This is a genomic window from Streptomyces roseus, from assembly GCF_001044425.1.
In the GTDB taxonomy this organism is placed as follows: domain Bacteria; phylum Actinomycetota; class Actinomycetes; order Streptomycetales; family Streptomycetaceae; genus Streptomyces; species Streptomyces roseus.
Genome location: NZ_LFML01000053.1, coordinates 1 through 24,049 on the forward strand (window position 1 = coordinate 1; position 24,049 = coordinate 24,049).

Sequence of the window (24,049 nt, forward strand, 5' to 3'; positions counted from 1 at the left end):
CAAGCCCGGCACCAGCCACGAACAGGCCACCGGCAGCGCCGGCGCCCTGCTCGACGCCCAGGACCCGACGGGCCACCGGCTCCGCGAGATCCCGGCCGAGGGCGCGCCGGAGGTACGGCTTGCCGCCCGTTCCGACTCCGAGGACGGCTGGAACGTCCAACTGACGGTGGAGAACTTCCGCTTCACCCCCGACAGCACCGGCGGAGCCGCCCTCCCGGGCGCCGGCCACGCGCACCTGGAGCTCGACGGCCGCACACTGGCCCGGCTGTACGGCCCCTGGTTCCACCTCCCGGCGGCCCAGGTACCCGAGGGCGCGCACACCTTGACCGTTCGCCTCTACGCCGACGACCACACGGCCTGGGCCGTCGCCGGCAAACCGATCGAGAGCGCGCTCCCGCTCACCGCCTCCGCCGCCACCTCCGGCCAAGCAGGGCACGGCCACACCCCGCAGTCGGCGCCCGCGTCACCGCCGCAGTCGACGCCGCAGGTCCCCGCCGACCGCACGGTCACCCTCACCGTCCGGGACGGCAAGGTCACCCCCGCCCCGGGCCGCACCGAGCTGCGGCGCGGGGAGCGCGTGGCCCTGCGCGTCACGAGCGACCGCGCCGACACCCTGCACGTCCACGGCTACGACCGGGAACTCGCCCTGCCGGCGGGCCAGGAGGCCACCCTGGTCCTGACGGCCGACCGTACGGGCCTCTTCGAGGTCGAGACCCACGGGTCCCACCTCGTCCTGATCCAGCTCCTCGTCCGATGACCCCGCCCGGACCAGGACGCGCCCCCGCGGCGGGCAGGCCGTCGTGACCCCGGACGCACTCGGGCTCGGGCCCGTCGCGGGCGGTGGTGGCGGGGGCCGGGGCGTGGTCCCTGGTCCGGCCGGTCCGCTCACCACGCTCGCGCACGGGATCGGCTCCCAGCACGATCTGCCGATCTCTCCCTTCTACGCCTTCGCCGGTGCCTTCGCCGCACTGTTCCTCTCCTTCCTCGCGCTCGGCCTCCTCTGGTCCTCCTCCCGCTTCCGCGGCGAGCGGTCAGGCCTCGCCCTGCCCGCCCGGCTGGAGCGGGTGGCCGACGCGCCGGCCACCCGTACCGCCCTGCGCGGACTCGGCCTCGCCGCCGCCCTCGCCGTCCTGCTCCACCTCCTCCTCGGTCCCGACGACCCCGCGCGCAACCCCGCCCCCGGCGCCGTCTACGTCCTCCTCTGGGTCGGACTCGTCCCCGCCTCCCTCCTCCTCGGCCCCGTCTGGCGCCTGCTCAACCCGCTCCGCACCCTCCACCGCCTCTGCCGCCGGCTGCCCCGCGCCCGCCTGCGGCACCACGCACCCGCCCCCCTTCCCGCCCGGCTCGGGCAATGGCCCGCCGCCGCCGGACTGTTCGGCTTCACCTGGCTCGAACTCGCCGCTCCGGACCCCGCATCCACCACCACCCTCCTGTCGGCCCTCGTCCTCTACGCCGCGGTCCACCTCGCGTTCGCCGCCCACTACGGCGAGCGCTGGTTCGCCGACGCCGACGCCTTCGAGGCGTACTCCTGCCTCCTGGCCCGGCTCTCCCCCCTCGGCCGCCGCAGCGACGGCCGCCTGGTCCTGCGCAACCCCTTCCACGGACTCGACGCGACGCCCGAGCGGCCCGGACTCGTCGCCACCGTCTGCGTCCTGCTCGGATCCACCGCCTACGACGGCTACTGCGACACCCCTTCGTGGATCAACACCCTCCAGACCTCCCCCCTCGGCCGCACCCCCACGGCCACGCTCGGACTGCTCACCGCCATCGCCCTCATCGCCACCCTGTACTGCCTCTGCGCGGCGGCCACCCGCCTCGTCTGCGGCCCGCACCCCGGCCCGCTGACCGCCTTCGCGCACTCACTCGTGCCGATCGCGCTCGGCTATCTCGTCGCCCATTACTTCTCCCTCCTCGTCGCCGAAGGACCACGCACGGTAACCATCGCACTCGGCACTGACAATGCCCCGGAACCCTTGCCGCCACTGGGCCCCGGCGGCCTCGCCGCCCTCCAGGTCATCGCCGTCGTCACCGGGCACGTACTCGGTGTGATCGCCGCCCACGACCGCTCCGTACGCCTGTTCCCACCCGCCAGGGCCGTCACCGGCCAGCTGCCGCTGCTCGCGCTCATGATCACTTACACGGTCGGGGGCATCGGCCTCCTGCTGAAATGAGACCGCTGCCGATCCGAGGAGCCAGGAGCGGCATGATGGACCCCGTGCCCCCCGCCCACCCCCTGCGCCGGACGCCGATCCAGCAGCGCAGTGCCGACCGGCTCGCCCGGATCCTCGACGCCTGCGCCGAACTCCTGGACGAGACCGGGTACGAGAACCTCAGCACCCGGGCCGTCGCCCTGCGCGCCGGCGTGCCCATCGGCTCGGTCTACCGCTTCTTCGGCAACAAACGGGCCATGTCCATCGCCCTCGCCCACCGCAACCTGGACCGGTACTCCGACGCCATCGCGGAGCGGCTCGACGCGCTCCCGGCCGGCGACTGGAGGTCGGTCGTGGACGCCGTGCTCGACGAGTACCTCGTCATGAAGCGGACCGTCCCCGGCTTCGCGTTCGTCGACTTCGGGGTGCCCGCGCCGCCGGCCGAGGGCCCGGCCGCCGACCCCAACGGGCTGGTAGCCGTACGCCTCACCGAACTGCTCGCCGCCCACCTCGGACTGACCCCGGACCCCGCCCTGGAACGGGCGGTCCTGGTCGCGGTGGAGGCCACCGACGCGCTGACGAAGCTGGCCTTCCGCGCCGATCCGGAGGGCGACCCCGCCATCGTGGCCGAGATCCGGGCCATGATGCACGCGTACCTGGCCCGCGTACTGGACTGACTGCGTCCGCCGGGCGGCGAGCGGTGACGGCTGCCCCGACGCGTTCCGCAGCGCCCGCGGGCCGAGCGGCCCGTCCTCGGGCAGCAGACCCCTCCCGCGCGTGCCAACCGGTCGGTATGCTCGGCTCGCCGCCGTGTTCGTGTCGCGTCTGCCGCCCCTGGAGGGCCCATGCCCCGCACCGCCCTGCGCATCTGCCCCCTCTGCGAAGCCACCTGCGGCCTCACCCTCACCATCGAGGGCACCACCGTCACCGGCGCCCGCGGGGACCGCGAAGACGTCTTCAGCCGCGGGTTCATCTGCCCCAAGGGCGCGGCCTTCGGCGGGCTCGACGCCGACCCCGACCGCCTGCGCACCCCCCTCGTCCGCCGCGACGGCCGACTCCGGGAGGCCACGTGGGACGAGGCGTACGAGGCCGTCGCCGCCGCGATCCCGGCCCTCGTGCGGGAGTGCGGGCCCCAGTCGGTCGGCGTCGTCCTCGGCAACCCCAACGTGCACACGATGGCCGGCAACCTGTACCCGCCGCTCCTGCTCAAAGCACTCGGCACCCGCAACTTCTTCACCGCCAGCACCCTCGACCAGATGCCCAAGCACGTCTCCAGCGGGCTCCTCTTCGGCGACCCGTTCGCCATCGCGGTCCCCGACCTCGACCGGACCGACTTCCTCCTGCTCCTCGGCGCCAACCCGGTCGAGTCCAACGGATCCCTGTGCACCGCCCCCGACTTCCCGGGCCGGCTCAAGGCGCTGCGCGCCCGCGGGGGCACCCTGGTCGTCGTCGACCCGCGCCGCACCCGCACCGCGAAACTGGCCGATCTCCACCTCGCGCCCCGCCCCGGCAGCGACGCCCTGCTGCTGGCCGCCCTCGCGCACACCCTCCTCGCGGAGCGGCTCGCCGCCCCCGGCGCCCTGGCGGAACGCACCGAGGGGCTCGGGGAACTCGCCGAAGCCCTCGCGCGTTTCACTCCCGAGGCCGTCGCCCCCGCCTGCGACCTCACGGCCGCCGAGATCCGCGATCTGGCCCGTGCCCTCGCGGCGGCGCCCACCGCCGCCGTCTACGGGCGGATCGGCAGCTGCACCGTCGAGTACGGCACGCTGGCCAGCTGGCTGATCGACGTGCTGAACATCCTCACCGGCAACCTCGACCGGCCCGGGGGAGCCCTCTTCCCGCTCCCGGCCGCCGGTCCCCGGCCGCGCCCCGCCGGGCCGGGCAAGGGCTTCGCCCTGGGCCGCTGGCTCAGCCGGGTCAGCGGCCACCCGGAGGCCAAGAGCGAACTGCCCATCGCAGCCCTGGCCGAGGAGATCGAGACGCCGGGGGAGGGGCGGATCCGGGCCCTGGTCGCCATCGCCGCCAACCCGGTGCTGTCCGCCCCCGACGGCCGGCGCCTCGACGCGGCCCTGGCCGGGCTCGACTTCATGGTCAGCATCGACCCCTACCTCAACGAGACCTCCCGCCACGCGCACGTCGTACTGCCCCCGCCACCGCCCTCGCAGAGCGCGCACCACGACTTCGCCTTCAACGGCTTCGCCATCCGCAACCAGGTCCGCTACAGCCGGCCGGCCGTCCCGCTCGAAGCGGACCGGCTCGACGAGTGCGAGATCCACGCCCGTCTGGTCCTGGCCGTTTCCGGCCGGTACGGCTCCGCGGCCCCGTCCGCGGTCGACGAGATGGTCATCCACGGCGTCCTCGCCAAGGAGACCGCCGACCCGCGCTCCCCGCTGCACGGGCAGGACCCCCAGCGCCTGGCCGGCCTGCTCACCGGGGACGACGGCCCCGAGCGCCGGCTCGACCTGATGCTCCGACTCGGCCCGTACGGAGACCGGTTCGGCCTCGGCGGCGCTCCCGGCGCGGGGCCGGGCGCGGCCGAGGACGCGCCCGCGAGCGGCGCCGCCGCCGAAGGGCTCAGCCTGGATCGGCTGCTCGCGCACCCGCACGGCATCGACCTGGGCCCGCTGCGGCCCAGGCTCCCCGAGGTGCTGAGGACGCGCAGCGGCAGGATCGAGCTGCTCCCGGACCCGATCACGGCCGAGCTCCCCAGGCTGCGCGCGGCGCTCGCCGACCGCCCCGCCACCCTGGTGCTCGTGGGCCGCCGCCACCTGCGGTCCAACAACAGCTGGTTGCACAACGTCCCGGCCCTCACCGGAGGTTCCAACCGCTGCACCCTCCAGGTGCATCCCGAGGACGCAGGCCGGCTCGGCCTCACCGAGGGCGGCATGGCCAGGATCACCGCCGACGGCGGCAGCCTGGAGGTCCCCGTCGAGGTCACCGACACCGTCCGCACCGGGGTCGTCAGCCTCCCGCACGGCTGGGGCCACGACCGCGACGGGGCCCGGCTCTCCGTCGCCTCCGCGGCGCCCGGAGTCAACGTCAACCAGCTTCTCGACGGCTCCCTGCTGGACCCGCTGTCCGGCACCGCGGTGCTCAACGGCTTCCCCGTCGAACTGACACCCCTGCCCTGAGCTGGGGTTTTGCTCGTATTGCTCACGCCCTGACGTCTTGTTGACGTGCCGGGGAGGCACCTACGTTCCCTGCATGCTGACCTTCCTCGGCTTCGCCATGATCGCCACCTTCCTGGTGCTGATCATGATGAAGAAAATGTCGCCCATCGCGGCGCTCGTCCTCATCCCCGCGCTGTTCTGCGTGTTCGCAGGAAAGAGCGCCCATCTCGGCGACTACGTCATCGACGGGGTCGGCAAACTCGCGCCGACCGCCGCCATGCTGATGTTCGCCATCGTCTACTTCGGCGTGATGATCGACGTCGGCCTGTTCGACCCGATCGTGCGCGGCATCCTGCGCTTCTGCAAGGCGGACCCGGTGCGGGTCGTGGTCGGCACCGCGGTCCTGGCCGCGATCGTGTCGCTCGACGGCGACGGCTCGACCACCTTCATGATCACCGTCTCGGCCATGTACCCGCTGTACAAGCGGCTCGGCCTCAGCCTGGTGGTCATGACGGGCGTCGCCGCGACCGCCAACGGCGTGATGAACACCCTGCCCTGGGGCGGCCCCACGGCCCGCGCCGCGACCGCCCTCAAGGTCGACGCCTCCGACATCTTCGTCCCGATGATCCCCGCCCTCGCGGTCGGACTGCTGTTCGTGTTCGGCCTCGCGTACGTCCTCGGCCTCAAGGAGCGCCGCCGGATCGGGACGCTGGCCATGCCGGGCGACGAAGCGGAGCGGCCGGCCGGGGAGCCCGCGGAGCCCGCCGAGGAGCGTCTGCTGGTCGCCACCGCCACGGGGGCCGCCGCCGGGACGGCGACCGGGGCTGGGGCGGGGTCCGGGTCCGGCGGATCCGGCGTCCCCGCGGCGGCTCCGACCCCGCCGCGGACTGCGCTGCCGACCCGGCTCCCGGTGCCGCCTCCGGCGCCGCCCCGTACGAGGAAGGCTTCCAGGGCCTCGACCCCCGCCGCGCGACGCTGCGCCCGCGCCTCTACTGGTTCAACGCCAGCCTCACCGTCGCCCTCCTCGCCGCGATGATCATGGAACTGCTGCCCATCCCGGTGCTCTTCCTCCTCGGTGCCGCCCTCGCCCTCACCGTCAACTTCCCCCACATGCCCGACCAGAAGGCCCGGATCGCCGCCCACGCCGACAACGTCCTGAACGTCGCCGGCATGGTCTTCGCCGCGGCCGTGTTCACCGGCGTCCTCAGCGGCACCGGCATGGTCAAGCACATGGCCGACTGGCTCGTCGGCGTCGTCCCGGAGGGCATGGGCCCGCACATGGCCCTGGTCACCGGCTTGCTCAGCCTGCCGCTCACCTACTTCATGTCCAACGACGGCTTCTACTTCGGCGTCCTGCCGGTCCTCGCCGAGGCCGGTGCCGCGCACGGGGTCTCCCCGCTCGAAATCGCCCGCGCCGCGCTGGTCGGACAGGCCCTGCACATGTCCAGTCCGCTGGTTCCCGCCGTCTACGTCCTCGTCGGCATGGCCAAGGTCGAGTTCGGCGACCACACCCGCTTCACCGTGAAATGGGCGGCCCTCACCTCCCTCGTCGTCCTCGGGGCAGGGATGCTTTTCGGCATCATCTGAGCCCGGGACCCCTGGCGGGCCGAAAACTACCGGCGGTAGTTTGTAGGGTGGTCGAACGAGTCAGGTCTACGCGTCCACGCGTTCGTGCACGCTCGGGAGGAAAGCCATGAAGGCCCACGACGGGATGTACATCGACGGCGCATGGCGGCCCGCCGCCGGACGCGAGCGGATCGAGGTGGTCAACCCGGCCGACGAGCAGGTCATCGGCGGGGTCCCGGCCGGAAACGCCGACGACGTGGACGCGGCCGTCCGCGCGGCTCGCGCGGCCTTCCCCGGCTGGGCCGCCACGCCCCCGGCCGAGCGGGCCGCCCTGATCGGGGCGCTGCGCGACGTGCTGGTCGCCCGCAAGGGCGAGTTCGCCGAGCTCATCACCGCCGAGCTCGGCTCCCCGCGGGGCTTCTCGGAGATGGTCCACGTGGGTGCGCCGATCGCGGTGTCCTCCTCCTTCGCGGAGCTGGGCGCCTCCTACGCCTTCGAGGAGAAGATCGGCAACTCCACCGTGCTGATGGAGCCGGTGGGCGTGGTCGGGGCCATCACCCCCTGGAACTACCCGCTGCACCAGATCGTTGCCAAGGTGGCACCCGCTCTCGCCGCCGGCTGCACCCTCGTCCTCAAGCCGGCCGAGGACACCCCGCTGACCGCACAGCTCTTCGCCGAAGCCGTGCACGAGGCGGGCATCCCGGCCGGCGTGTTCAACCTGGTGACCGGGACCGGCCCGGTCGCCGGCCAGGCCCTGGCCGCGCACGAGGGAGTGGACCTCGTCTCCTTCACCGGCTCGACCGCGGTCGGCAGGCAGATCGGCGCCACGGCCGGCGCCGCCGTCAAGCGCGTCGCCCTCGAACTCGGCGGCAAATCGGCCAACGTCATCCTGCCCGGGGCCGACCTGGCCAAGGCCGTCGCGGCGGGCGTGGGCCACGTCATGAACAACTCCGGCCAGAGCTGCAACGCGCTCACGCGGATGCTCGTCCATCGCGACCAGTACGAGGAGGCCGTCTCGCTCGCGGCCGCCGCCGTCGCCAAGTACCCCTCCGGCGATCCCCTCGACCCCGGCACCCGCCTCGGCCCGGTCGTCAACGCCAAGCAGCGCGACCGGGTGCGCGGGTACATCACCAAGGGCGTCGAGGAGGGTGCCCGACTCGTCGCCGGCGGCCCCGAGGCGCCGCACGAGCACGGGTACTTCATCGCCCCGACCGTGTTCGCCGACGTCACCCCCGACATGACCATCGCGCAGGAGGAGATCTTCGGCCCGGTGCTGTCGATCCTCCCGTACGAGGACCAGGACGAGGCCCTGCGCATCGCGAACGGCACCGTCTACGGGCTGGGCGGCGCGGTGTGGGCGGCGGACGAGGAGACCGCGGTCGCCTTCGCGCGCCGCATGGACACCGGCCAGGTCGACATCAACGGCGGCCGCTTCAACCCGCTCGCGCCCTTCGGCGGCTACAAGCAGTCGGGCGTCGGCCGCGAGCTCGGCCCGCACGGTCTGGCCGAGTACCTCCAGACCAAGTCCCTGCAGTTCTGAGCGACAGCGCAGAACCACACCGCACCGCACCGCACCGCACCGCATCAACCGCACCAAGCCACCGCCCCGCACTCCCGAGCCCGAGAGACGGAAAACGACCATGGTCCGCGCCGCCATCCTGCCCGCCGTCGGAGCACCGCTGGAGATTAGGGAGATCGTCCTGCCCGATCCCGGCCCCGGCCAGGTACGGGTGCGGCTCGCCGCGGCCGGTGTCTGCCACTCCGACCTCTCGCTCACCGACGGCACCATGACGGTCCCCGTCCCCGCCGTCCTCGGCCACGAGGGTGCGGGGACGGTCCTGGCCGTCGGCGAGGGCGTCACCCACGTCGCGCCCGGCGACGGCGTGGTGCTCAACTGGTCCCCGTCCTGCGGGGAGTGCCACCACTGCTCGATCGGCGAGGTCTGGCTCTGCGCCAAGGCGCTCAGCGGGGTCGGGGCGGTCTACGCCCATGACGCCGAGGGCACGGCGCTGCACCCGGGGCTGAACGTGGCCGCGTTCGCCGAGGAGACGGTCGTCGCCGCCCACTGCGTGCTGCCCGCGCCCGCCGGGATCCCGCTCGTCGAGGCGGCCCTGCTCGGCTGCGCGGTCCTGACCGGCTACGGCGCGGTGCGCAACAGCGCCCGGGTGCGCCCGGGCGAGTCCGTCGCCGTCTTCGGCGTCGGCGGAGTCGGCCTGGCCGCGCTCCAGGCCGCGCGCATCGCCGAAGCGGGCCCGATCGTGGCCGTCGACGTCTCCCCGGCCAAGGAGGAGCTGGCCCGGGCGGCCGGAGCCACCGCGTTCGTGCTCGCCTCCGACACCACCGCCAAGCAGATCCGCGCCCTCACCGGCGGACAGGGCGCCGACGTCGCCGTCGAGTGCGCGGGCCGGGCGGCGTCCATCCGCGCGGCCTGGGACTCCACGCGCCGCGGAGGCCGCACCACGGTCGTCGGCATCGGCGGAAAGGACCAGAAGGTGGGCTTCCACGCCCTGGAGATCTTCCACTTCGCCCGCACCCTCACCGGCTGCGTGTACGGCAACAGCGACCCGGCGCGCGATCTGCCGCTGATCGCCGAACACGTCCGCGCCGGCCGCCTCGACCTCGGCTCCCTGGTCACCGACCGCATCACCCTGGACGGCATCCCCGCCGCCTTCGAGGCGATGCTGGCCGGCAAGGGCGGCCGCTCGCTCGTCGTGTTCTGACCGCCCGCCGCATACCGCCGCCCGCCCCCCCCGCCGACGCCGCCCGCCGCTTACTGGCCGCCGCCCGTCGGCGCCGGTCGGCCTCCCACGCCTAGCGGCCCGTCGTCCGACCCGTCAACGCCTCGTGCTGGAGGGCCAGTCCGTCCAGCAGGGCGGCCAGACCCGTCTCGAACGCGCCTTCGTCCACCTCGCGCCGGCGCTCGGCCAGCAGGTGGGCCTGACCGAGGTGGGGGTAGTCCGACGGGTCGTACGCGGCTTCGTCGTCCACGAAACCTCCGGCGAACGAGGCCACCGCCGAGCCCAGGATGAAGTACCGCATCAGCGCGCCGATCCGGGTCGCCTGGGCCGGCGGCCACCCGGCCGCCGTCATCGCGCCGAACACCGCGTCCGCCACCCGCAGCCCCGCCGGCCGCCGGCCCGGGCCGCGCGCCAGCACCGGCACGATGTTCGGGTGGTCGGACAGCGCGTCCCGGTACGAGTGGGCCCAGTCGTGCAGGGCGCCCCGCCAGTCACGCCCCGCCCCCGGCTCGAACATCGACAAGTCGACACGGGCGCTCACCGCGTCCGCGACCGCCTCCAGGATCTCGTCCTTCGTGCGGAAGTGGTTGTACAGCGACGGCCCGCTGACCCCCAGCGCGGCGGCCAGCCGCCGCGTCGAGACCGCCTCCAGTCCCTCCGCGTCCACCAGCGCGCCCGCCGCCCCGACGATGAGGTCCCGGCTGAGGAGGGGCTTGCGCGGTCTGGCCATGCGCCACATAGTAGGGCCTGCCCGCCATAAACTACCGGTGCTAGTTAACCCTTCCGGGTCGACCGCGCCGGACCGCCCGGAGGTGCCCGGTGAATCTGGAGCTGAGCGAGGAACAGGAAGCCGTGCGCCGGCTCGCCCGCGAGTTCACCGACCGCGAGATCGCCCCGTACGCCGCCGGATGGGACCGCGCCGAGAGCGTGGACCGGGCCATCGTCAAGAAGCTCGGCGACCTCGGCTTCCTCGGCCTGACCGTCCCCGAGGAGTACGGCGGCTCCGGTGGCGACCACCTCGCCTACGTCCTCGTCACCGAGGAACTCGGCCGCGGTGACTCCGCCGTGCGCGGCATCGTCTCCGTCTCCCTCGGCCTGGTCGCCAAGACCATCGCCGCCTGGGGGACCGAGGAGCAGAAGCGCGCCTGGCTGCCCCGCCTCTGCTCCGGCCGGGCGCTCGGCTGTTTCGGCCTGACCGAGCCCGGCACCGGCTCCGACGCGGGCAGCCTCACCACCCGCGCCGTGCGCGAGGGGGACGCGTACGTCGTCAGCGGCAACAAGATGTTCATCACCAACGGCACCTGGGCCGACGTGGTCCTGCTCTTCGCCCGCACCAACGACGAGCCCGGCCACCGCGGGGTCTCCGCCTTCCTCGTCCCCGCCGACTCCCCGGGACTGACCCGCCGCGAGATCCACGGCAAGCTGGGCCTGCGCGGCCAGGCCACCGCCGAACTCGTCCTCGACGGCGTCCGCGTCCCCGCCTCCGCGATGCTCGGCCCCGAGGGCAAGGGCTTCTCCGTGGCCATGTCGGCCCTGGCCAAGGGGCGGATGTCGGTCGCCGCCGGCTGCGTCGGCATCGCGCAGGCGGCGCTGGACGCGGCCGTCTCGTACGCCGCCCAGCGCGAGCAGTTCGGCAAGCCCATCGCCCACCACCAGCTCGTCCAGGAGCTGATCGCCGACATCTCGGTCGACGTGGACGCCGCCCGGCTGCTCACCTGGCGGGTCGCCGACCTCGTCGACCGCGGGCAGCCCTTCGCCACCGAGTCCTCCACCGCGAAGCTCTTCGCTTCCGAGGCCGCCGTGCGCGCCGCGAGCAATGCCCTCCAGGTGCACGGCGGTTACGGCTACGTCGACGAGTACCCGGCGGGCAAACTGCTGCGCGACGCCCGCGTGATGACCTTGTACGAGGGCACCAGCCAGATCCAGAAGCTGCTGATCGGCCGCGCCCGCACCGGGGTTTCCGCCTTCTGAGCCCGGGCCCGTACCGAGTACGGGCCCGTCCGCCCGAGGGCCCGGCCTGAGTACGCACTTGAGTACGTGCGCGCAGGCGCGCGCGGCCGCGCCGCCCGATGCTGGGCCCATGAACGAGACACCGGTCAAGCAGCGCAACTCGACGGCGTACTACGGTCAGGCCCTCGCCTCCTTCGCCGTCGCCCTCTGTGCCGTCGCCCTGGGGATCTACCACCTCCAGGTGGACGGCTGGGTCCGCGCCTTCCTCGGCATCGCGGTCCTCTACCTCACGACCTCGGCCTTCACCCTCGCCAAGGTGATCCGGGACCGCCAGGAGCTCACCCAGATCGTCACCCGGGTCGACCAGGCCCGGATGGAGAAGATCATGGCCGACTACGACCCCTTCCAGCCGAAGGTCTGAGCGGCGGCCACGTGTCCCGAAGGTCGCTAAGCGCTTGCTCACCCTCCGGTAAGGTGTTCCTTCCACAGGACGAAGAGGGTGAGCGAGCGATGGACAGCGCGGAGGAGACGACCGGCGGCTACCGGCCGTGGTCGGAGGTCACCCCCGACGCCGCACGGCGGCTGCTCGTCGCCGCCGTCGAAGCGTTCGCGGAGCGCGGGTACCACGCCACCACCACGCGGGACATCGCCGGGCGGGCCGGGATGAGCCCGGCCGCGCTCTACATCCACTACAAGACCAAGGAAGAGCTCCTCCACCGGATCAGCCGGATCGGCCACGACAAGGCCCTGGAGATCCTGGAGACCGCCGCGGGCGGACCGGGCTCGGCCGCCGAACGCCTCGACGCCGCCGTACGGTCCTTCGTGCTGTGGCACGCCGCGCACCACACCACCGCCCGCGTGGTCCAGTACGAGCTCGACGCCCTCGCCCCCGAGCACCGCGGCGAGATCGTGGAACTGCGGCAGCGGAGCGACGCCGCCGTCCGCCGCATCCTCGCCGAAGGAGTCGCGGCGGGGGAGTTCCACGTTCCGGACGTCCCCGGCACCACCCTCGCCGTCCTGTCCCTGTGCATCGACGTGGCCCGCTGGTTCAACGCGGCCGGCCGCCGGACGCCCGACGAGGTCGGCGCGCTCTACGCCGACCTCGTCCTGCGCATGGTCGGAGCCGCCCCGGACGGCTCCGGTACGCCCCGGAAGTAGTGCGCGGGCCGGTCAGAAGTAGTAGCGGGACACCGACTCCGCGACGCACACCGGCTTGTCGCCGCCCTCGCGCTCGACGGTGACCGCCGCCGTGACCTGGACGCCGCCGCCCGCCTCGGTGACCTCGGTGATCACGGCGGTGGCGCGCAGTCGCGAGCCGACCGGCACGGGCGCCGGGAAGCGCACCTTGTTCGTGCCGTAGTTGATGCCCATCTTCATGCCCTCGACCCGCATGATCTGGGGGACCAGGCTCGGCAGCAGCGACAGCGTCAGATAGCCGTGGGCGATGGTGGAGCCGAAGGGCCCGTCCGCGGCACGCTCGGGGTCCACGTGGATCCACTGGTGGTCACCGGTGGCGTCGGCGAACAGGTCGATCCGCTTCTGGTCCACCTCCAGCCACCCGCTCGGACCGAGCGGCTCCCCGACCCCTGCGCGCAGCTCCTCGGCGGACGTGAAGATCCTCGGCTCGGCCATGCGTCTCCCTCTCCCTGGCGTTCTCGGGCGAATAAGCGCTTGCTCAGCGCGCTGCTCAGCATGCTGGGGCCGCATGTATCTGTCAACGACTCGTCTGTCAACGAATGTCGGACCGGCCGACTACCCTCGGCCTCGTGCCGCAGATTCCCGAGAAAGTCCACGAGCTCACCGTCGGCCAGTTGTCCGCCCGCAGCGGCGCGGCCGTCTCCGCGCTGCACTTCTACGAGACCAAGGGCCTCATCAGCAGCCGCCGCACCACCGGCAACCAGCGCCGCTACAGCCGCGACGCACTGCGCAGGGTGGCCTTCGTGCGCGCCGCCCAGCGCGTCGGCATCCCGCTCGCCGCCATCCGCGAGGCACTCGCCCAGCTCCCCGAGGAGCGCACCCCCAACCGCGAGGACTGGGCCCGGCTTTCGGAGACCTGGCGCACCGAGCTCGACCGCCGCATCACCCAGCTGGCACGGCTGCGCGACCATCTGACCGACTGCATCGGCTGCGGCTGCCTCTCGCTGAAGAACTGCGCCCTGTCCAACCCGGACGACGTCTTCGGCGAACAGCTCACCGGCTCCCGGCTGTAGCCGCCCCCGCGGCGGCGGAGATCTCCCGGGCCGCCGCCACCAGCTGGGCGTTCGAGCGCGCCGGACGGCCGTCCGGCAGGTGCAGTACGTCGCCCACGCCGGTCCGCACGGCCGCACCGCACCGCGCGGCCAGCCGCAGCACCGGCCAGGCGGCGGCTCCCCGCCCGAACAGCAGCAGCGGCACCGGCGGCAGCCACCGCAGCCCCGCCACCAGCGCCGGATCGGCGGCGGCGAGCTCCACCGCGAGCCGGATCCGCCCGGGGTCCCGTACGGGCCAGGCCAGGAACCGCTCCAGCGCGTCCGGCCCCGGCTCCGCGCCGGGCCCGGCTCCGCCCTCCGAGCCCAGCGGAACCACCGCGTCCACCGCCACGCCCCGCGCCAGCAGGGCCTGAGCCAGCTCCTCGGCCCCCGGCTCCGCGAAATGCACCACCGCCCGGTCCGGCAGCACCGTCCACGACCGGACCCGCTCCAGCCGCCCCGCCGGATCCGGCTCGGCCCCGATTCCCGCGGACACCGAAAGCGGTACGAAGACCCCCGCGCCCCGCATCGCCTCCAGCAGCGGCCCGACCACCCGGGGCGACAGGCTCTCCCGGCCGCACGGGGTCCGCGGGTGGACCAGCACCTCCCCGGCCCCTGCGGCCACCGCCGCCAGAGCCGACTCCACCAGGTCCGGCGGGGACAGGGGCACGGCCACGCCGTCGGCGCCGCCGCGCCCACCGTTCAGCGACACCAGCACCGGAGCCGGCACGGAACCCGTCGCCGAATCCCGCGCCGGATCCGATCCCGCCGTCCCCCGTCCCCGCCCGCTCACGCCGCCCCCGCCGAAGCGGGGTCCGCCACCGAGACCGCGTCCAGCAGCGCCGGCCTCGGCACGACGATCCCGCAGCCCGCGCACACCGGGCCGTCCCAGGCCCAGGCACCCTCCCAGGCGCGATGCCCCGCACGGGGCCCCCGTCTGTGCCCCGGCCCGTGCGCGGGCCAGAGCAGCTCCTGCTCCCCGCAGACCGGGCACCCCGTCCCCGGCTCCGACTCCAGCGCCGCCACCAGCCGACGCAGCACCTCGCCGAGCGTCCCGTCCGGCCGCACCCCCGGATCGGCGCACCGCACCACCGCGTCCCCACTGCCGCCCCACGCCCACTCGGGCCGGCGCAGCCCGTGGTACTTCTCCCTGCGGCGCCGCTCCGCGAACTGCCGCTCGTACTCCAGCCAGACCGCCCGGGCCTCCTCCAGCTCCTCCAGCGCGGCCACCAGCCGCTGCGGATCGGCCGCCCGGTCCTCGGGGGCGATCCCGTGCCGGTCGCACAGATGCCACCACGTCGCCCGGTGCCCGTACGGAGCGAACCGCTCCAGGCAGCGGCGCAGCGAATGGCGCCGCAGGGCACGATCGTTGCGCGCGTCCCGCACCTGGTACGCCAGACTTCGGAATCCCGCCATCACACCTTCACCTCCGTCGCGCCCACGCCCGCACCGGGGGGCGTCGTCGTACCACGTCGAACGACGACGCACCGTGAGATGTGCCCAACATGCCCGGCCAGGTGCGGGCGCATGCGGGGGCGGTCGAGGCGTGCGGGTGGCACATGGCCGGAAGTCAGCGCCCCATGCGCCCCGCGGCAACCACGAGCCGGGCCAGCTCCTCGTGGCAGATGTCACTGTGCGCCCCCGAGGGCGGGCCCCCGCGGCGCACCACGGACCCGGTGTCCACACTGACGCAACCGGCCTGCGGCACCCCCGAGCGCAGGGCCGCGTCGAGGGTGAGCCGCGGTGCGCCCGTCACCGCCTGCACCCCGTCGTGCCCGATCGCGCCCCACCGCTCGTCCAGGCCGAGGAGACCGGCCGAATCCCCTGCCATCCGGGAGGCCAGCGGATAGAAGACCTTGAGGGCGGAGTCGTACGGGGAGTGGCAGGCGACCACCGGGCCGTCGACCTTGCGCTGCATGCCGCGCAGGGTGCCGCCGCTGCTCTTGTCGTGGGGGAGCCGGTCGGCGAAGGAGTAGTGGGAGAAGGCGCCTTGGAGCAGGGTCGCGGACTTCACGTAGCGGGCGCCGTCCGGCACGGCGCGCAGCGAGTAGGAGACCACCCGGGCCCCGAAACTGTGGCCTATGAGGTGGATGCGCAGGGCGGGGCGGCGGCCCGCCAGTTCGGCCAGGACCGGGCCGAGGCCGCGCTCGCCGACGACGCCGGCCCGCTTCTTCATCTGGTAGTACGTGGCCTGCCGCAGCAGCTCCTTGGCGCCGCTCCACAGCGCGCGCAGGCCGCCGCCGAGGCCGAGACCGGGCCCGGCGGCACCCCCCGGCGGCCCGCCCGCCTCGGCGAGCCCCTCCGTGAGGGTCCGGCACACCTCCAGCACGTCCTCGGTGAAGATGGCGGGCACCGCGGGCGCGGCCGGAGGAACGGCGGCGGTGCCCCTCGCACCTCCCGCGCCCGCCGCACCGGCGACGACGACCGCGTCCACCGCGTCCACGGCGTCCACCGTGTCCAGGCCCGCCAGCTCCCGGACCAGCGCCCCGAATTCGGTGAACGCCGCGGGGGACTCCGGCCGCTCCTCCAGCAGTTCGGCGACCCGGTCCAGCTCCGCCACCCGCCCCGGCCAGAACTCCCCGAGGGCCCGCAGCGTGGCGGGGTCCAGGGCCGTGCCGTGGCCGGGCACGGCGAGCGCGCCGTGCGGGTCGAAGTCCGGTATCGGCTCGTCCGAGAACCGGATCGAGGGCCAGACGACACCCACGTATCCCAGCCGCACCCCCGGCGCCACCAGCCCCGGGAACGGCGCGTAGAACCGGTCGAAGAGCCGCGTCGAGGTCGCCCGGTCGCTGTTCCAGCCGTGGGCGAAGACCAGCAGGTCGGTCGCCTCCAGCGCGCTCACCGCGTCCTGGCTGCCCGGGTCCACGTCCCCGTCGGCATCGAAGGTCAGCTCCGCGTACGGACCGACCCCGATCCCGCCGCCCACCGCCGTCGCATCCGACATGAGGCCCCCTCCGCGCCGTCTCTCCGGTGCCGTCCGGCACCCTGCCGGTGCTCTTACCCGGTCTCACCCCCGGTGCCCACGCATTCCCGGGAACTCGCGCGGATTCCCGGGAGTTCACGGATACAGCAGGTACCGCCCCCGCACCGCCGCGAACCGTTCCAGCCCGGCCTCCCAGTCGCCCGCGATCTCCTCCACCCCGGCCCCCGCGTCGATCATCTTCCGGACCCGGTCCGTTCCGGTCAGCCGGTCGATCCAGTGGTCCGTGCGCCACGCGAAGCCGCTCCACGTCCGCTTCGCGGTCACCAGCAGCCCGATGCCCGCCCGCACCGGATCGAAGGCCGCCCGGTCGTGCACGATCAGCCGGACCCCGCCGCACACCTTTCCGGTGAACTTGGAGAAGGCCGGGGTGAAGTAGGCCTCCCGGAACCACACCCCGGGCAGGCCGAGCTCCTGGGCCGCCTCCGCCCAGCGCCGGTCCACGCCCTCCGCGCCGACCACCTCGAAGGGCGTGGTCGTCCCGCGCCCCTCGGACAGGTTGGTGCCCTCGAACAGGCAGGTGCCGGCGTACGCGAGCGCCGTGTCCGGCGTCGGCACGTTCGGACTCGGCGGCACCCAGGGCAGCCCGGTCGCCGCGAAGAAGGACTCCCGCCGCCACCCGCTCATCCGTACGGTGCTCAGCCTGACCGGTTTCGCGGCCAGGAACTCCGCGTTGAACAGCAGGGCCAACTCGGCCACCGTCATCCCGTGCGCGAGCGCGATGGCCTCCCGCCCCACGCCACTCGCGTACGCCGGCTCCAGTACGGGCCCGGCGGCGCGGCGGCCGCCCACCGGGTTCGGCCGGTCCAGCACGACGACGGCCTTGTCCGCCAGCGCGGCCGCGCGCATGCAGTCGTACAGGGTCCAGATGTAGGTGTAGAACCGGGCCCCGACGTCCTGGATGTCGAAGACGACCGTGTCGATCCCGGCCGCGGTGAACACGTCAGCGAGCTTCTGCCCGCTCTTGCCGTACGTGTCGTACACCGGCAGGCCCGTCGCCGGATCGCGCCCGGCCGCCTCGGAGTCGCCCGCCTGCGCCGTCCCGCGGAACCCGTGCTCCGGCCCGAACACCGCGACCAGCTTCACCCGGGGGTCCTCGTGCAGTACGTCGACCAGGTGGCGGGCGTCGGCGGTGATCCCCGTGGGGTTGGTGACGAGGCCGACCCGCCGGCCGGTGAGCAGCGCGTAGCCGTCGGCGGCGAGCTGTTCGAAGCCGGTGCGCACCCGGTCGGCGGCCTCGCCGGCCCGGTCCGGAGCCGGGCCCGGCGCCGCGCCCACCGCCCCCAGGGCCCCTGTCGTTCCCGCCAGTCCCAGCAGCCCCCGTCGCGACAGCGTCATCCCGTCACGCTAGGGGCCGCCCCTCTTCCACCCCGACATACCGACCGGTTAGTCTGCCGGGCATCCGGCCGTGAGCCCCCTGAAAGGTGATCCCGTGAGCGCGTACCAGGACCAGCGAGTCGTCGTCACCGGCGCGGGCGGCGGCATCGGCGCCGCCCTCGCCCGCCGCTTCGCCGCGGAGGGGGCCACGGTCGTGGTCAACGACCTCGACGCGGCCAGGGCCGCCGCCGTGGCGGGGGAGATCGGCGCCCGGGCGATCGCGGTCCCGGGCGACGCCTCTTCCGTCGTGGCCGAGGCCCGCGAGGCACTCGGCGGCCGGGTGGACGTCTACTGCGCGAACGCCGGCCTCGGCTCCGGCGGCGACGCGTTCGCCGACGAGGCCGTCTGGGAGGCGGCCTGGGACACCAACGTCATGGCGCACGTGCGCGCGGCACGGCTGCTGCTGCCCGACTGGCTGGAGCGCGGGAGCGGGCGCTTCGTGTCCACCGTCTCGGCGGCGGGACTGCTGACCATGATCGGGGCGGCGCCGTACAGTGTCACCAAGCACGGTGCGCTCGCCTTCGCGGAGTGGCTCTCGCTGACCTACCGCCACCGCGGCCTCCAGGTCCACGCCATCTGCCCGCAAGGGGTCCGCACCGACATGCTGACGGCGGCGGGCTCGGCGGGCGAACTCGTCCTCGCGCCGACCGCGATCGAGCCGGAAGCGGTCGCGGACGCACTGTTCGACGGCATGGAGAAGGGCCGGTTCCTGATCCTGCCGCACCCCGAGGTCGCGGACTACTACGCCGCCCGCGCCACCGAACCGGACCGCTGGATCTCGGGCATGAACCACATCCAGCAGAAGTGGGAGACCAGGTGACACAGCCGACCCGGCCCTCCGGCTACGCGTCCAAACCGTGGCTGGGACTGCTCAGTGCGGCCCAGCGCGCCCCCGTCTCCCCGCCGCCGAGCCTGCTGCACGCCTTCCGCGAGGCCGTCGCCAGGGCCCCCGGGCGCACCGCGCTGGCCTACTTCGACGGCCGCATCGGCTACGCCGAGACCGACGCGCTCTCCGACTCCGTCGCCGGCCACCTCGCCGCCCACGGCATCGGGCGCGGGGACCGGGTCGCCGTCATGCTCCAGAACACCCCGCACTTCGTGCTGGCCGTCCTGGCCGCCTGGAAGGCCGGGGCCGTGGTCGTACCCCTCAACCCCATGTACAAAGCGGGCGAGATCGGGCACATCCTCCGGGACTCCGGGGCCGCCGCGCTGGTCTGCGAGGAGCGCGCGTGGACGGCGTACGCGGCCGGAGCCGCCCGCGGCACCGCCGTACGGGTCGCCCTGACCGCCTCGGACCGGGACTTCCAGAGCCGGAACGACCCGCGCGTCTTCGCCCCGGCAGAACCGGATGCCGCGCCGAGTGCCGCTCCAGGCGCCGTTCCGGAGCCCGCCACGGCCGAGCCCGCCGACGCGCCCGCTCCCGCCGACCTCACCGCCGTGGCCCGGCGCGGCCACCCCGCCCCGCCGGACCCCGGTCTCACCGCCGCCGACACCGCGCTCATCAGCTACACCTCCGGCACCAGCGGCACCCCCAAGGGCGCCATGAACCCGCACGGCGCGCTCACCCACAACGCCGTCCGGCAGGTCACCGGACACCCCCTCCCCGAGGGCGCCACCTACTTCGCCCTCGCGCCCCTCTTCCACATCACCGGCATGGTCTGCGAGCTCGGCGCCTGCCTCGCCAACGCCGGCACCCTCGTCCTCGCCCACCGGTTCGACGCCGGCGTCGTCCTCGACGCCTTCCTCGCCCACCGCCCCGCCTACACCGTCGGCCCGGCCACCGCCTTCATGGCCCTCGCCGCCCACCCCGAGGCCACCGCCGACCACTTCGCCTCGTTCCAGGTGCTCTCCAGCGGCGGCGCCCCGCTCCCGCCCGCCCTCGTCGAGCGCCTGCGCGCCGCGTACGGCTTCTACCTGCGCAACGGCTACGGCCTCACCGAGTGCACCGCCCCCTGCGCCTCGGTGCCCGTGCACCTCGAAGCCCCCGTGGACCCCGCCTCCGGCACCCTCTCCGTGGGCCTGCCCGGCGCCGACACCCTCGTACGGATCCTCGACGAGCACGGCGCCGAGGTGCCCTTCGGCGAGACCGGCGAGATCGCCGTCCGCGGACCCCAGGTGGCCCCCGGCTACTGGGGATTGCCCGCGGACACCGCCAAGGCCTTCCCGGACGGCGAACTGCGCACCGGCGACGTCGGCTTCATGGACGCGGACGGCTGGCTCTACGTCGTCGACCGCAAGAAGGACATGATCAACGCCTCCGGGTTCAAGGTCTGGCCGCGCGAGGTCGAGGACGTGCTCTACACCCACCCCGCCGTGCGCGAGGCGGCCGTGGTCGGCGTCCCGGACCCGTACCGCGGCGAGAGCGTGAAGGCGTACGTGAGCCTGCGCCCCGGCGCCTCGGCCGAGCCGCACGAGCTGTCGCGGTACTGCGCCGCCCGCATCGCCGCGTACAAATACCCGCGCGAAGTGGAGATCCTGCCTGTCCTGCCGAAGACCACGAGTGGCAAGATCCTGCGACGGGAGCTGCGCGACCGCGGCTGAAAACAGCCGTACGGTCGTCCAGCCGCTCGCACAGCTGGTCGTACGGACCAGGGAACAGGGAAGGGAAGGTCAGCGCCATGGCTGCCAGGACCACGGAGCCCGAAGGCACGCACGAGACCCCGGTGCCGCAGCGGCTGCTGGCCGTCGCCACCCGGCTCTTCGCCGAGCGCGGCTACGACCGCACCTCCGTCCAGGAGATCGTCGAGGCGGCCGGGGTCACCAAGGGCGCGCTCTACCACTACTTCGGGTCCAAGGACGACCTGCTGCACGAGGTGTACGCACGGATGCTGCGCCTCCAGCAGCAGCGCCTCGACGCGGTGGCCGATTCCGGTGCCCCGGTCGAGGAGCGGCTGCGCGCCGCGGCCGCCGACGTGGTGGTCACCACCATCGAGAACCTCGACGACGCGGCGATCTTCTTCCGGTCGATGCACCAGCTCAGCCCGGAGAAGTTCAAGCAGGTGCGGGCCGAGCGCCGGCGCTACCACGAGCGGTTCCGGGCGCTGGTCGAGGAAGGCCAGCGCACCGGGGTGTTCTCCACCGCGACCCCCGCGGACCTGGTGGTGGACTACCACTTCGGGTCGGTCCACCACCTGTCCACCTGGTACCGGGTGGACGGTCCGCTCACGCCGCAGCAGGTCGCCGATCACCTCGCCGACCTGCTGCTGCGCGCCCTGCGTCCGTAACGGCGCCCGTCACCGGACCCGTCGCCGGACCCGTCGCCGGACCCGTCGCCGGGCCCCTCGCGGGAGCCGCGGCGGGACCCCTGGCGGGGCGCCTCGCGGGATCCGTTACGGGGCCACCTTCAGCAGCTTGTTCGCCCTGCCCGCCGAAGGGTTGGTCACCGCGCCGCTGGTGGCGGCGGCCGTCAGCGCCGCGGCCGTCTGCGCCGGGGTCGCGGACGGGTGCCCGGCCAGGTAGACCGCCGCGGCGCCCACCACGTGCGGGGTGGCCATGGAGGTGCCCGAGATGGTCTTCGTGCCGGTGTCGCTGTCGTTCCAGTCGGACGTGATGTCCGAACCCGGCGCGTACAGGTCCACCACCGAGCCGAAGTTGGAGAACGAGGACTGCTGGTCGTCGATGGTGCTCGACGCCACCGTGATCGCCTCCGGGACCCGGGAGGGCGAGCCCTGGCCGGCGTCCGCGGACTCGTTGCCCGCCGCCACCGCGAAGGTCACGCCCGAGGCGATGGCCCGGCGCACCGCCTCGTCGAGCGCCTCGTCCGCGCCGCCGCCCAGGCTCATGTTGGCGACCGAGGGACCCGAGTGGTGCTGGGTGACCCAGTCGATCCCGGCGACCACCTGCTCGGTGGTGCCGGAGCCGTTGTCGTCCAGCACCCGCACCGCGACCAGCTTCGCCTTCTTGGCGACGCCGTGCGCGGTCCCCCCGATGGTGCCCGCGACGTGCGTGCCGTGGCCGTTGCCGTCGTCGGCCTTGTCGTCGTTGTCCACCGCGTCGAACCCGGACGTCGCGCGGCCGCCGAAGTCCTTGTGGGTCGTCCGTATGCCGGTGTCGATGACGTACGCCGTCACGCCCTCGCCGGCGCTGTCGGGGTAGTTGTACTTCTTGTCGCCCGCCTTGGCGCTCTGGTCGATCCGGTCCAGACCCCAGGAGGGAGGGTTGTCCTGCGTGGCCTTGATGGTGAACTTCTTGTTCTGCACGACCTTGCCGACGGCCGGGTCCGCGGCGAGCCGCTTGGCCTCGGTCTCGCTCAGCCCCGCGGCCGAGAAGCCGTTGACCCCGGAGCTGTAGGTGCGCTTCAGCTCGCCGCCGTACTTCTTGGCCAGCTGCTCCTTGTTCGCGGATGCGTCGAGGATGACGACGTAGCTACCGCTGATCGCACCGGGTGCGCCCAGTCCGTACACCGTGCCCTCGGCCGGGGTCGCGGCCCCGGCCAAGGGGCTGGCGATCAGGGTCACTGCGGCCGTGGCGGCCACTGCCGTGCCGATCGCCGCGTACCGAAATGTGCGCGAGCGCTTGTGAGTTGCCATATGGAGAGTTCTCCTCTTGCTGACGTGTGGGGCGTCAAACTTCTGAAGAACCCTGTTCCGATTGACAGGCGCAAATCAAGAACGTACCGGCGGTTCGAGGTTGTTCAACAAGGTTTCTTAAAGGGCCCCCCGCATCGCCTTCACTTCGCACATGGGTTCGTGAGAACTTCCGCACGATTCCCTCACGTTCAGGCGCGGGACGCGTACTTCTTCAGCTCGCGGTGGGCCAGCGAGCGCTGGTGCACCTCGTCCGGGCCGTCCGCGAGGCGCAAAGTCCGCGCCGCCGCCCACAGTTCGGCCAGCGGGAAGTCCTGACTCACCCCGCCCGCGCCGTGCAGCTGCACGGCGTCGTCCAGGATCCGCACCACCGCCCGCGGGGTCGCGATCTTGATGGCCTGGATCTCGGTGTGCGCGCCCCGGTTGCCGACCGTGTCCATCAGCCAGGCCGTCTTCAGCACCAGCAGGCGCAGCTGCTCCACCGTGACCCGGGCGTCCGCGATCCAGTTCTGTACGACCCCCTGCGCGGCCAGCTCCTTGCCGAAGGCCGTACGGCCCACCGCGCGCCGGCACATCAGCTCGATGGCCCGCTCCGCCATGCCGATCAGCCGCATGCAGTGGTGGATGCGGCCCGGGCCGAGCCGGGCCTGGGCGATGGCGAACCCGGAGCCCTCCTCGCCGATCAGGTGGGCGGCCGGCACCCGGGCCCCGTCGAAGACCACCTCGGCGTGGCCGCCGTGGTCGTGGTCCTCGTACCCGTACACCGTCATCGCCCGGCGCACCTCGACGCCCGGGGTGTCGCGGGGGACCAGGATCATCGACTGCTGGCGGCGCGGATCGGCTCCCTCGGGGTCGGTCTTGCCCATGACGATGAAGATCTTGCAGTCCGGATTCATGGCCCCGGAGATGAACCACTTGCGTCCGGTGAGCACGTACTCGTCACCGCTGGCCGAACGCTCGATGCGGGTCTCGATGTTCGTCGCGTCCGAGGAGGCGACCTCCGGCTCGGTCATCGCGAACGCGGAGCGGATCTCCCCGGCCAGCAGCGGCTCCAGCCACTGCTTCTGCTGCTCCTCGCTGCCGAACTGCGCGAGCACCTCCATGTTCCCGGTGTCCGGGGCCGCGCAGTTGGTCGCCATCGGCGCCAGGTGCGGGCTGCGGCCGGTGATCTCGGCGAGCGGGGCGTACTGGAGGTTGGTCAGCCCGGCGCCGTGCGCTGCATCCGGCAGGAAGAGGTTCCACAGGCCTTGGCGGCGCGCCTCGGCCTTCAGTTCACCGAAGACGGCCGGGGTGTCCCAGGGCGAGGCCAGCCGCGCGCGCTGCTCGGCGGCGACGGGTTCCGCCGGGTACACGTACTCGTCCATGAACGTGAGGAGCCGCTCGCGGAGTTCCTCGGTCCGGGCGTCGAATGCGAAGTCCATGGG

At 73.6% G+C, this 24,049-nt stretch carries 21 protein-coding genes and 1 pseudogene; 14 read left to right on the forward strand and 8 right to left on the reverse strand.

The window, feature by feature from the left end; translation table 11 throughout:
- The 7 genes and pseudogenes from ACS04_RS13960 to ACS04_RS13990 form a co-directional block, all read left to right on the forward strand.
- A partial coding sequence (locus ACS04_RS13960) for a cupredoxin domain-containing protein (protein ID WP_048476905.1) occupies nucleotides 1-757 on the forward strand: 757 nt, incomplete at its 5' end.
- Between the two features lie 103 nt (nucleotides 758-860).
- Nucleotides 861-2,171: a hypothetical protein gene (locus ACS04_RS13965; RefSeq protein WP_048477008.1), complete on the forward strand. Its 1,311-nt coding sequence runs from the start codon at nucleotides 861-863 to the stop codon at nucleotides 2,169-2,171.
- A 35-nt stretch (nucleotides 2,172-2,206) separates the two neighbouring features.
- The gene (locus ACS04_RS13970) at nucleotides 2,207-2,827 is read left to right on the forward strand and encodes a TetR/AcrR family transcriptional regulator (protein ID WP_048477009.1); all 621 of its coding nucleotides are present in this window, start codon (nucleotides 2,207-2,209) and stop codon (nucleotides 2,825-2,827) included.
- 168 nt (nucleotides 2,828-2,995) lie between these two features.
- On the forward strand, nucleotides 2,996-5,281 hold the full coding sequence (locus ACS04_RS13975; protein WP_048476906.1) for a molybdopterin oxidoreductase family protein: 2,286 nt from the start codon (nucleotides 2,996-2,998) through the stop codon (nucleotides 5,279-5,281).
- A gap of 73 nt (nucleotides 5,282-5,354) precedes the next feature.
- Nucleotides 5,355-6,847: pseudogene (locus ACS04_RS13980) on the forward strand (CitMHS family transporter).
- A 106-nt stretch (nucleotides 6,848-6,953) separates the two neighbouring features.
- On the forward strand, nucleotides 6,954-8,366 hold the full coding sequence (locus ACS04_RS13985; protein ID WP_048476907.1) for an aldehyde dehydrogenase family protein: 1,413 nt from the start codon (nucleotides 6,954-6,956) through the stop codon (nucleotides 8,364-8,366).
- 100 nt (nucleotides 8,367-8,466) lie between these two features.
- Nucleotides 8,467-9,546, forward strand: a complete 1,080-nt coding sequence (locus ACS04_RS13990; protein WP_048476908.1) for a Zn-dependent alcohol dehydrogenase — start codon at nucleotides 8,467-8,469, stop codon at nucleotides 9,544-9,546.
- 91 nt (nucleotides 9,547-9,637) lie between these two features.
- On the opposite strand, the gene ACS04_RS13995 is transcribed toward ACS04_RS13990, so the two are convergent.
- Entirely contained in the window at nucleotides 9,638-10,294 is a 657-nt protein-coding gene (locus ACS04_RS13995; protein WP_048477010.1) for a TetR/AcrR family transcriptional regulator, read from the reverse strand.
- Between the two features lie 89 nt (nucleotides 10,295-10,383).
- Here ACS04_RS13995 and ACS04_RS14000 point away from each other — a divergent pair, with 89 nt between their 5' ends.
- The 3 genes from ACS04_RS14000 (at nucleotide 10,384) to ACS04_RS14010 (ending at nucleotide 12,672) form a co-directional block, all read left to right on the forward strand.
- Nucleotides 10,384-11,535, forward strand: coding sequence for an acyl-CoA dehydrogenase family protein (locus ACS04_RS14000; protein ID WP_048476909.1), 1,152 nt, complete (start codon nucleotides 10,384-10,386; stop codon nucleotides 11,533-11,535).
- A gap of 109 nt (nucleotides 11,536-11,644) precedes the next feature.
- Nucleotides 11,645-11,935, forward strand: coding sequence for a YiaA/YiaB family inner membrane protein (locus ACS04_RS14005; protein ID WP_048476910.1), 291 nt, complete (start codon nucleotides 11,645-11,647; stop codon nucleotides 11,933-11,935).
- Between the two features lie 89 nt (nucleotides 11,936-12,024).
- Nucleotides 12,025-12,672, forward strand: coding sequence for a TetR/AcrR family transcriptional regulator (locus ACS04_RS14010; RefSeq protein ID WP_048476911.1), 648 nt, complete (start codon nucleotides 12,025-12,027; stop codon nucleotides 12,670-12,672).
- Between the two features lie 12 nt (nucleotides 12,673-12,684).
- Here the strand turns inward: ACS04_RS14010 and ACS04_RS14015 are convergent, their stop codons facing one another.
- The gene (locus ACS04_RS14015) at nucleotides 12,685-13,146 is read right to left on the reverse strand and encodes a MaoC family dehydratase (RefSeq protein ID WP_048476912.1); all 462 of its coding nucleotides are present in this window, start codon (nucleotides 13,144-13,146) and stop codon (nucleotides 12,685-12,687) included.
- A gap of 134 nt (nucleotides 13,147-13,280) precedes the next feature.
- On the opposite strand from ACS04_RS14015, the gene soxR reads away from it, so the two are divergent.
- Complete coding sequence (gene soxR, locus ACS04_RS14020) at nucleotides 13,281-13,724, forward strand: redox-sensitive transcriptional activator SoxR (protein WP_048477011.1); 444 nt, start codon at nucleotides 13,281-13,283, stop codon at nucleotides 13,722-13,724.
- Here soxR and ACS04_RS14025 read toward each other — a convergent pair.
- The 4 genes from ACS04_RS14025 to ACS04_RS14040 all read right to left on the reverse strand — a co-directional run bounded on the left by ACS04_RS14025 (nucleotide 13,705) and on the right by ACS04_RS14040 (nucleotide 18,060).
- Entirely contained in the window at nucleotides 13,705-14,460 is a 756-nt protein-coding gene (locus ACS04_RS14025; protein WP_048477012.1) for a 3-keto-5-aminohexanoate cleavage protein, read from the reverse strand. The two genes, soxR and ACS04_RS14025, sit on opposite strands and share 20 nt — an antisense overlap.
- Nucleotides 14,461-14,531: 71 nt before the next feature.
- A complete protein-coding gene (locus tag ACS04_RS14030) occupies nucleotides 14,532-15,158 on the reverse strand; it encodes a hypothetical protein (protein ID WP_048477013.1) in 627 nt (208 codons plus the stop codon).
- Between the two features lie 154 nt (nucleotides 15,159-15,312).
- A complete protein-coding gene (locus ACS04_RS14035; RefSeq protein ID WP_048476913.1) occupies nucleotides 15,313-16,686 on the reverse strand; it encodes a hypothetical protein in 1,374 nt (457 codons plus the stop codon).
- A 114-nt stretch (nucleotides 16,687-16,800) separates the two neighbouring features.
- A complete protein-coding gene (locus ACS04_RS14040) occupies nucleotides 16,801-18,060 on the reverse strand; it encodes an exo-beta-N-acetylmuramidase NamZ family protein (RefSeq protein WP_048476914.1) in 1,260 nt (419 codons plus the stop codon).
- A 94-nt stretch (nucleotides 18,061-18,154) separates the two neighbouring features.
- On the opposite strand from ACS04_RS14040, the gene ACS04_RS14045 reads away from it, so the two are divergent.
- The 3 genes from ACS04_RS14045 to ACS04_RS14055 all read left to right on the forward strand — a co-directional run bounded on the left by ACS04_RS14045 (nucleotide 18,155) and on the right by ACS04_RS14055 (nucleotide 21,323).
- A complete protein-coding gene (locus ACS04_RS14045; protein WP_048476915.1) occupies nucleotides 18,155-18,919 on the forward strand; it encodes an SDR family oxidoreductase in 765 nt (254 codons plus the stop codon).
- Complete coding sequence (locus ACS04_RS14050) at nucleotides 18,916-20,640, forward strand: class I adenylate-forming enzyme family protein (RefSeq protein WP_048476916.1); 1,725 nt, start codon at nucleotides 18,916-18,918, stop codon at nucleotides 20,638-20,640. Before ACS04_RS14045 ends, ACS04_RS14050 begins: the two co-directional genes overlap by 4 nt.
- A 77-nt stretch (nucleotides 20,641-20,717) precedes the next feature.
- Entirely contained in the window at nucleotides 20,718-21,323 is a 606-nt protein-coding gene (locus ACS04_RS14055) for a TetR/AcrR family transcriptional regulator (RefSeq protein ID WP_048476917.1), read from the forward strand.
- Between the two features lie 105 nt (nucleotides 21,324-21,428).
- Here the strand turns inward: ACS04_RS14055 and ACS04_RS14060 are convergent, their stop codons facing one another.
- Nucleotides 21,429-22,628: a S8 family peptidase gene (locus ACS04_RS14060; protein WP_048476918.1), complete on the reverse strand. Its 1,200-nt coding sequence runs from the start codon at nucleotides 22,626-22,628 to the stop codon at nucleotides 21,429-21,431.
- A 188-nt stretch (nucleotides 22,629-22,816) separates the two neighbouring features.
- The gene (locus tag ACS04_RS14065; RefSeq protein WP_048476919.1) at nucleotides 22,817-24,046 is read right to left on the reverse strand and encodes an acyl-CoA dehydrogenase family protein; all 1,230 of its coding nucleotides are present in this window, start codon (nucleotides 24,044-24,046) and stop codon (nucleotides 22,817-22,819) included.
- Nucleotides 24,047-24,049: the final 3 nt, after the last annotated feature.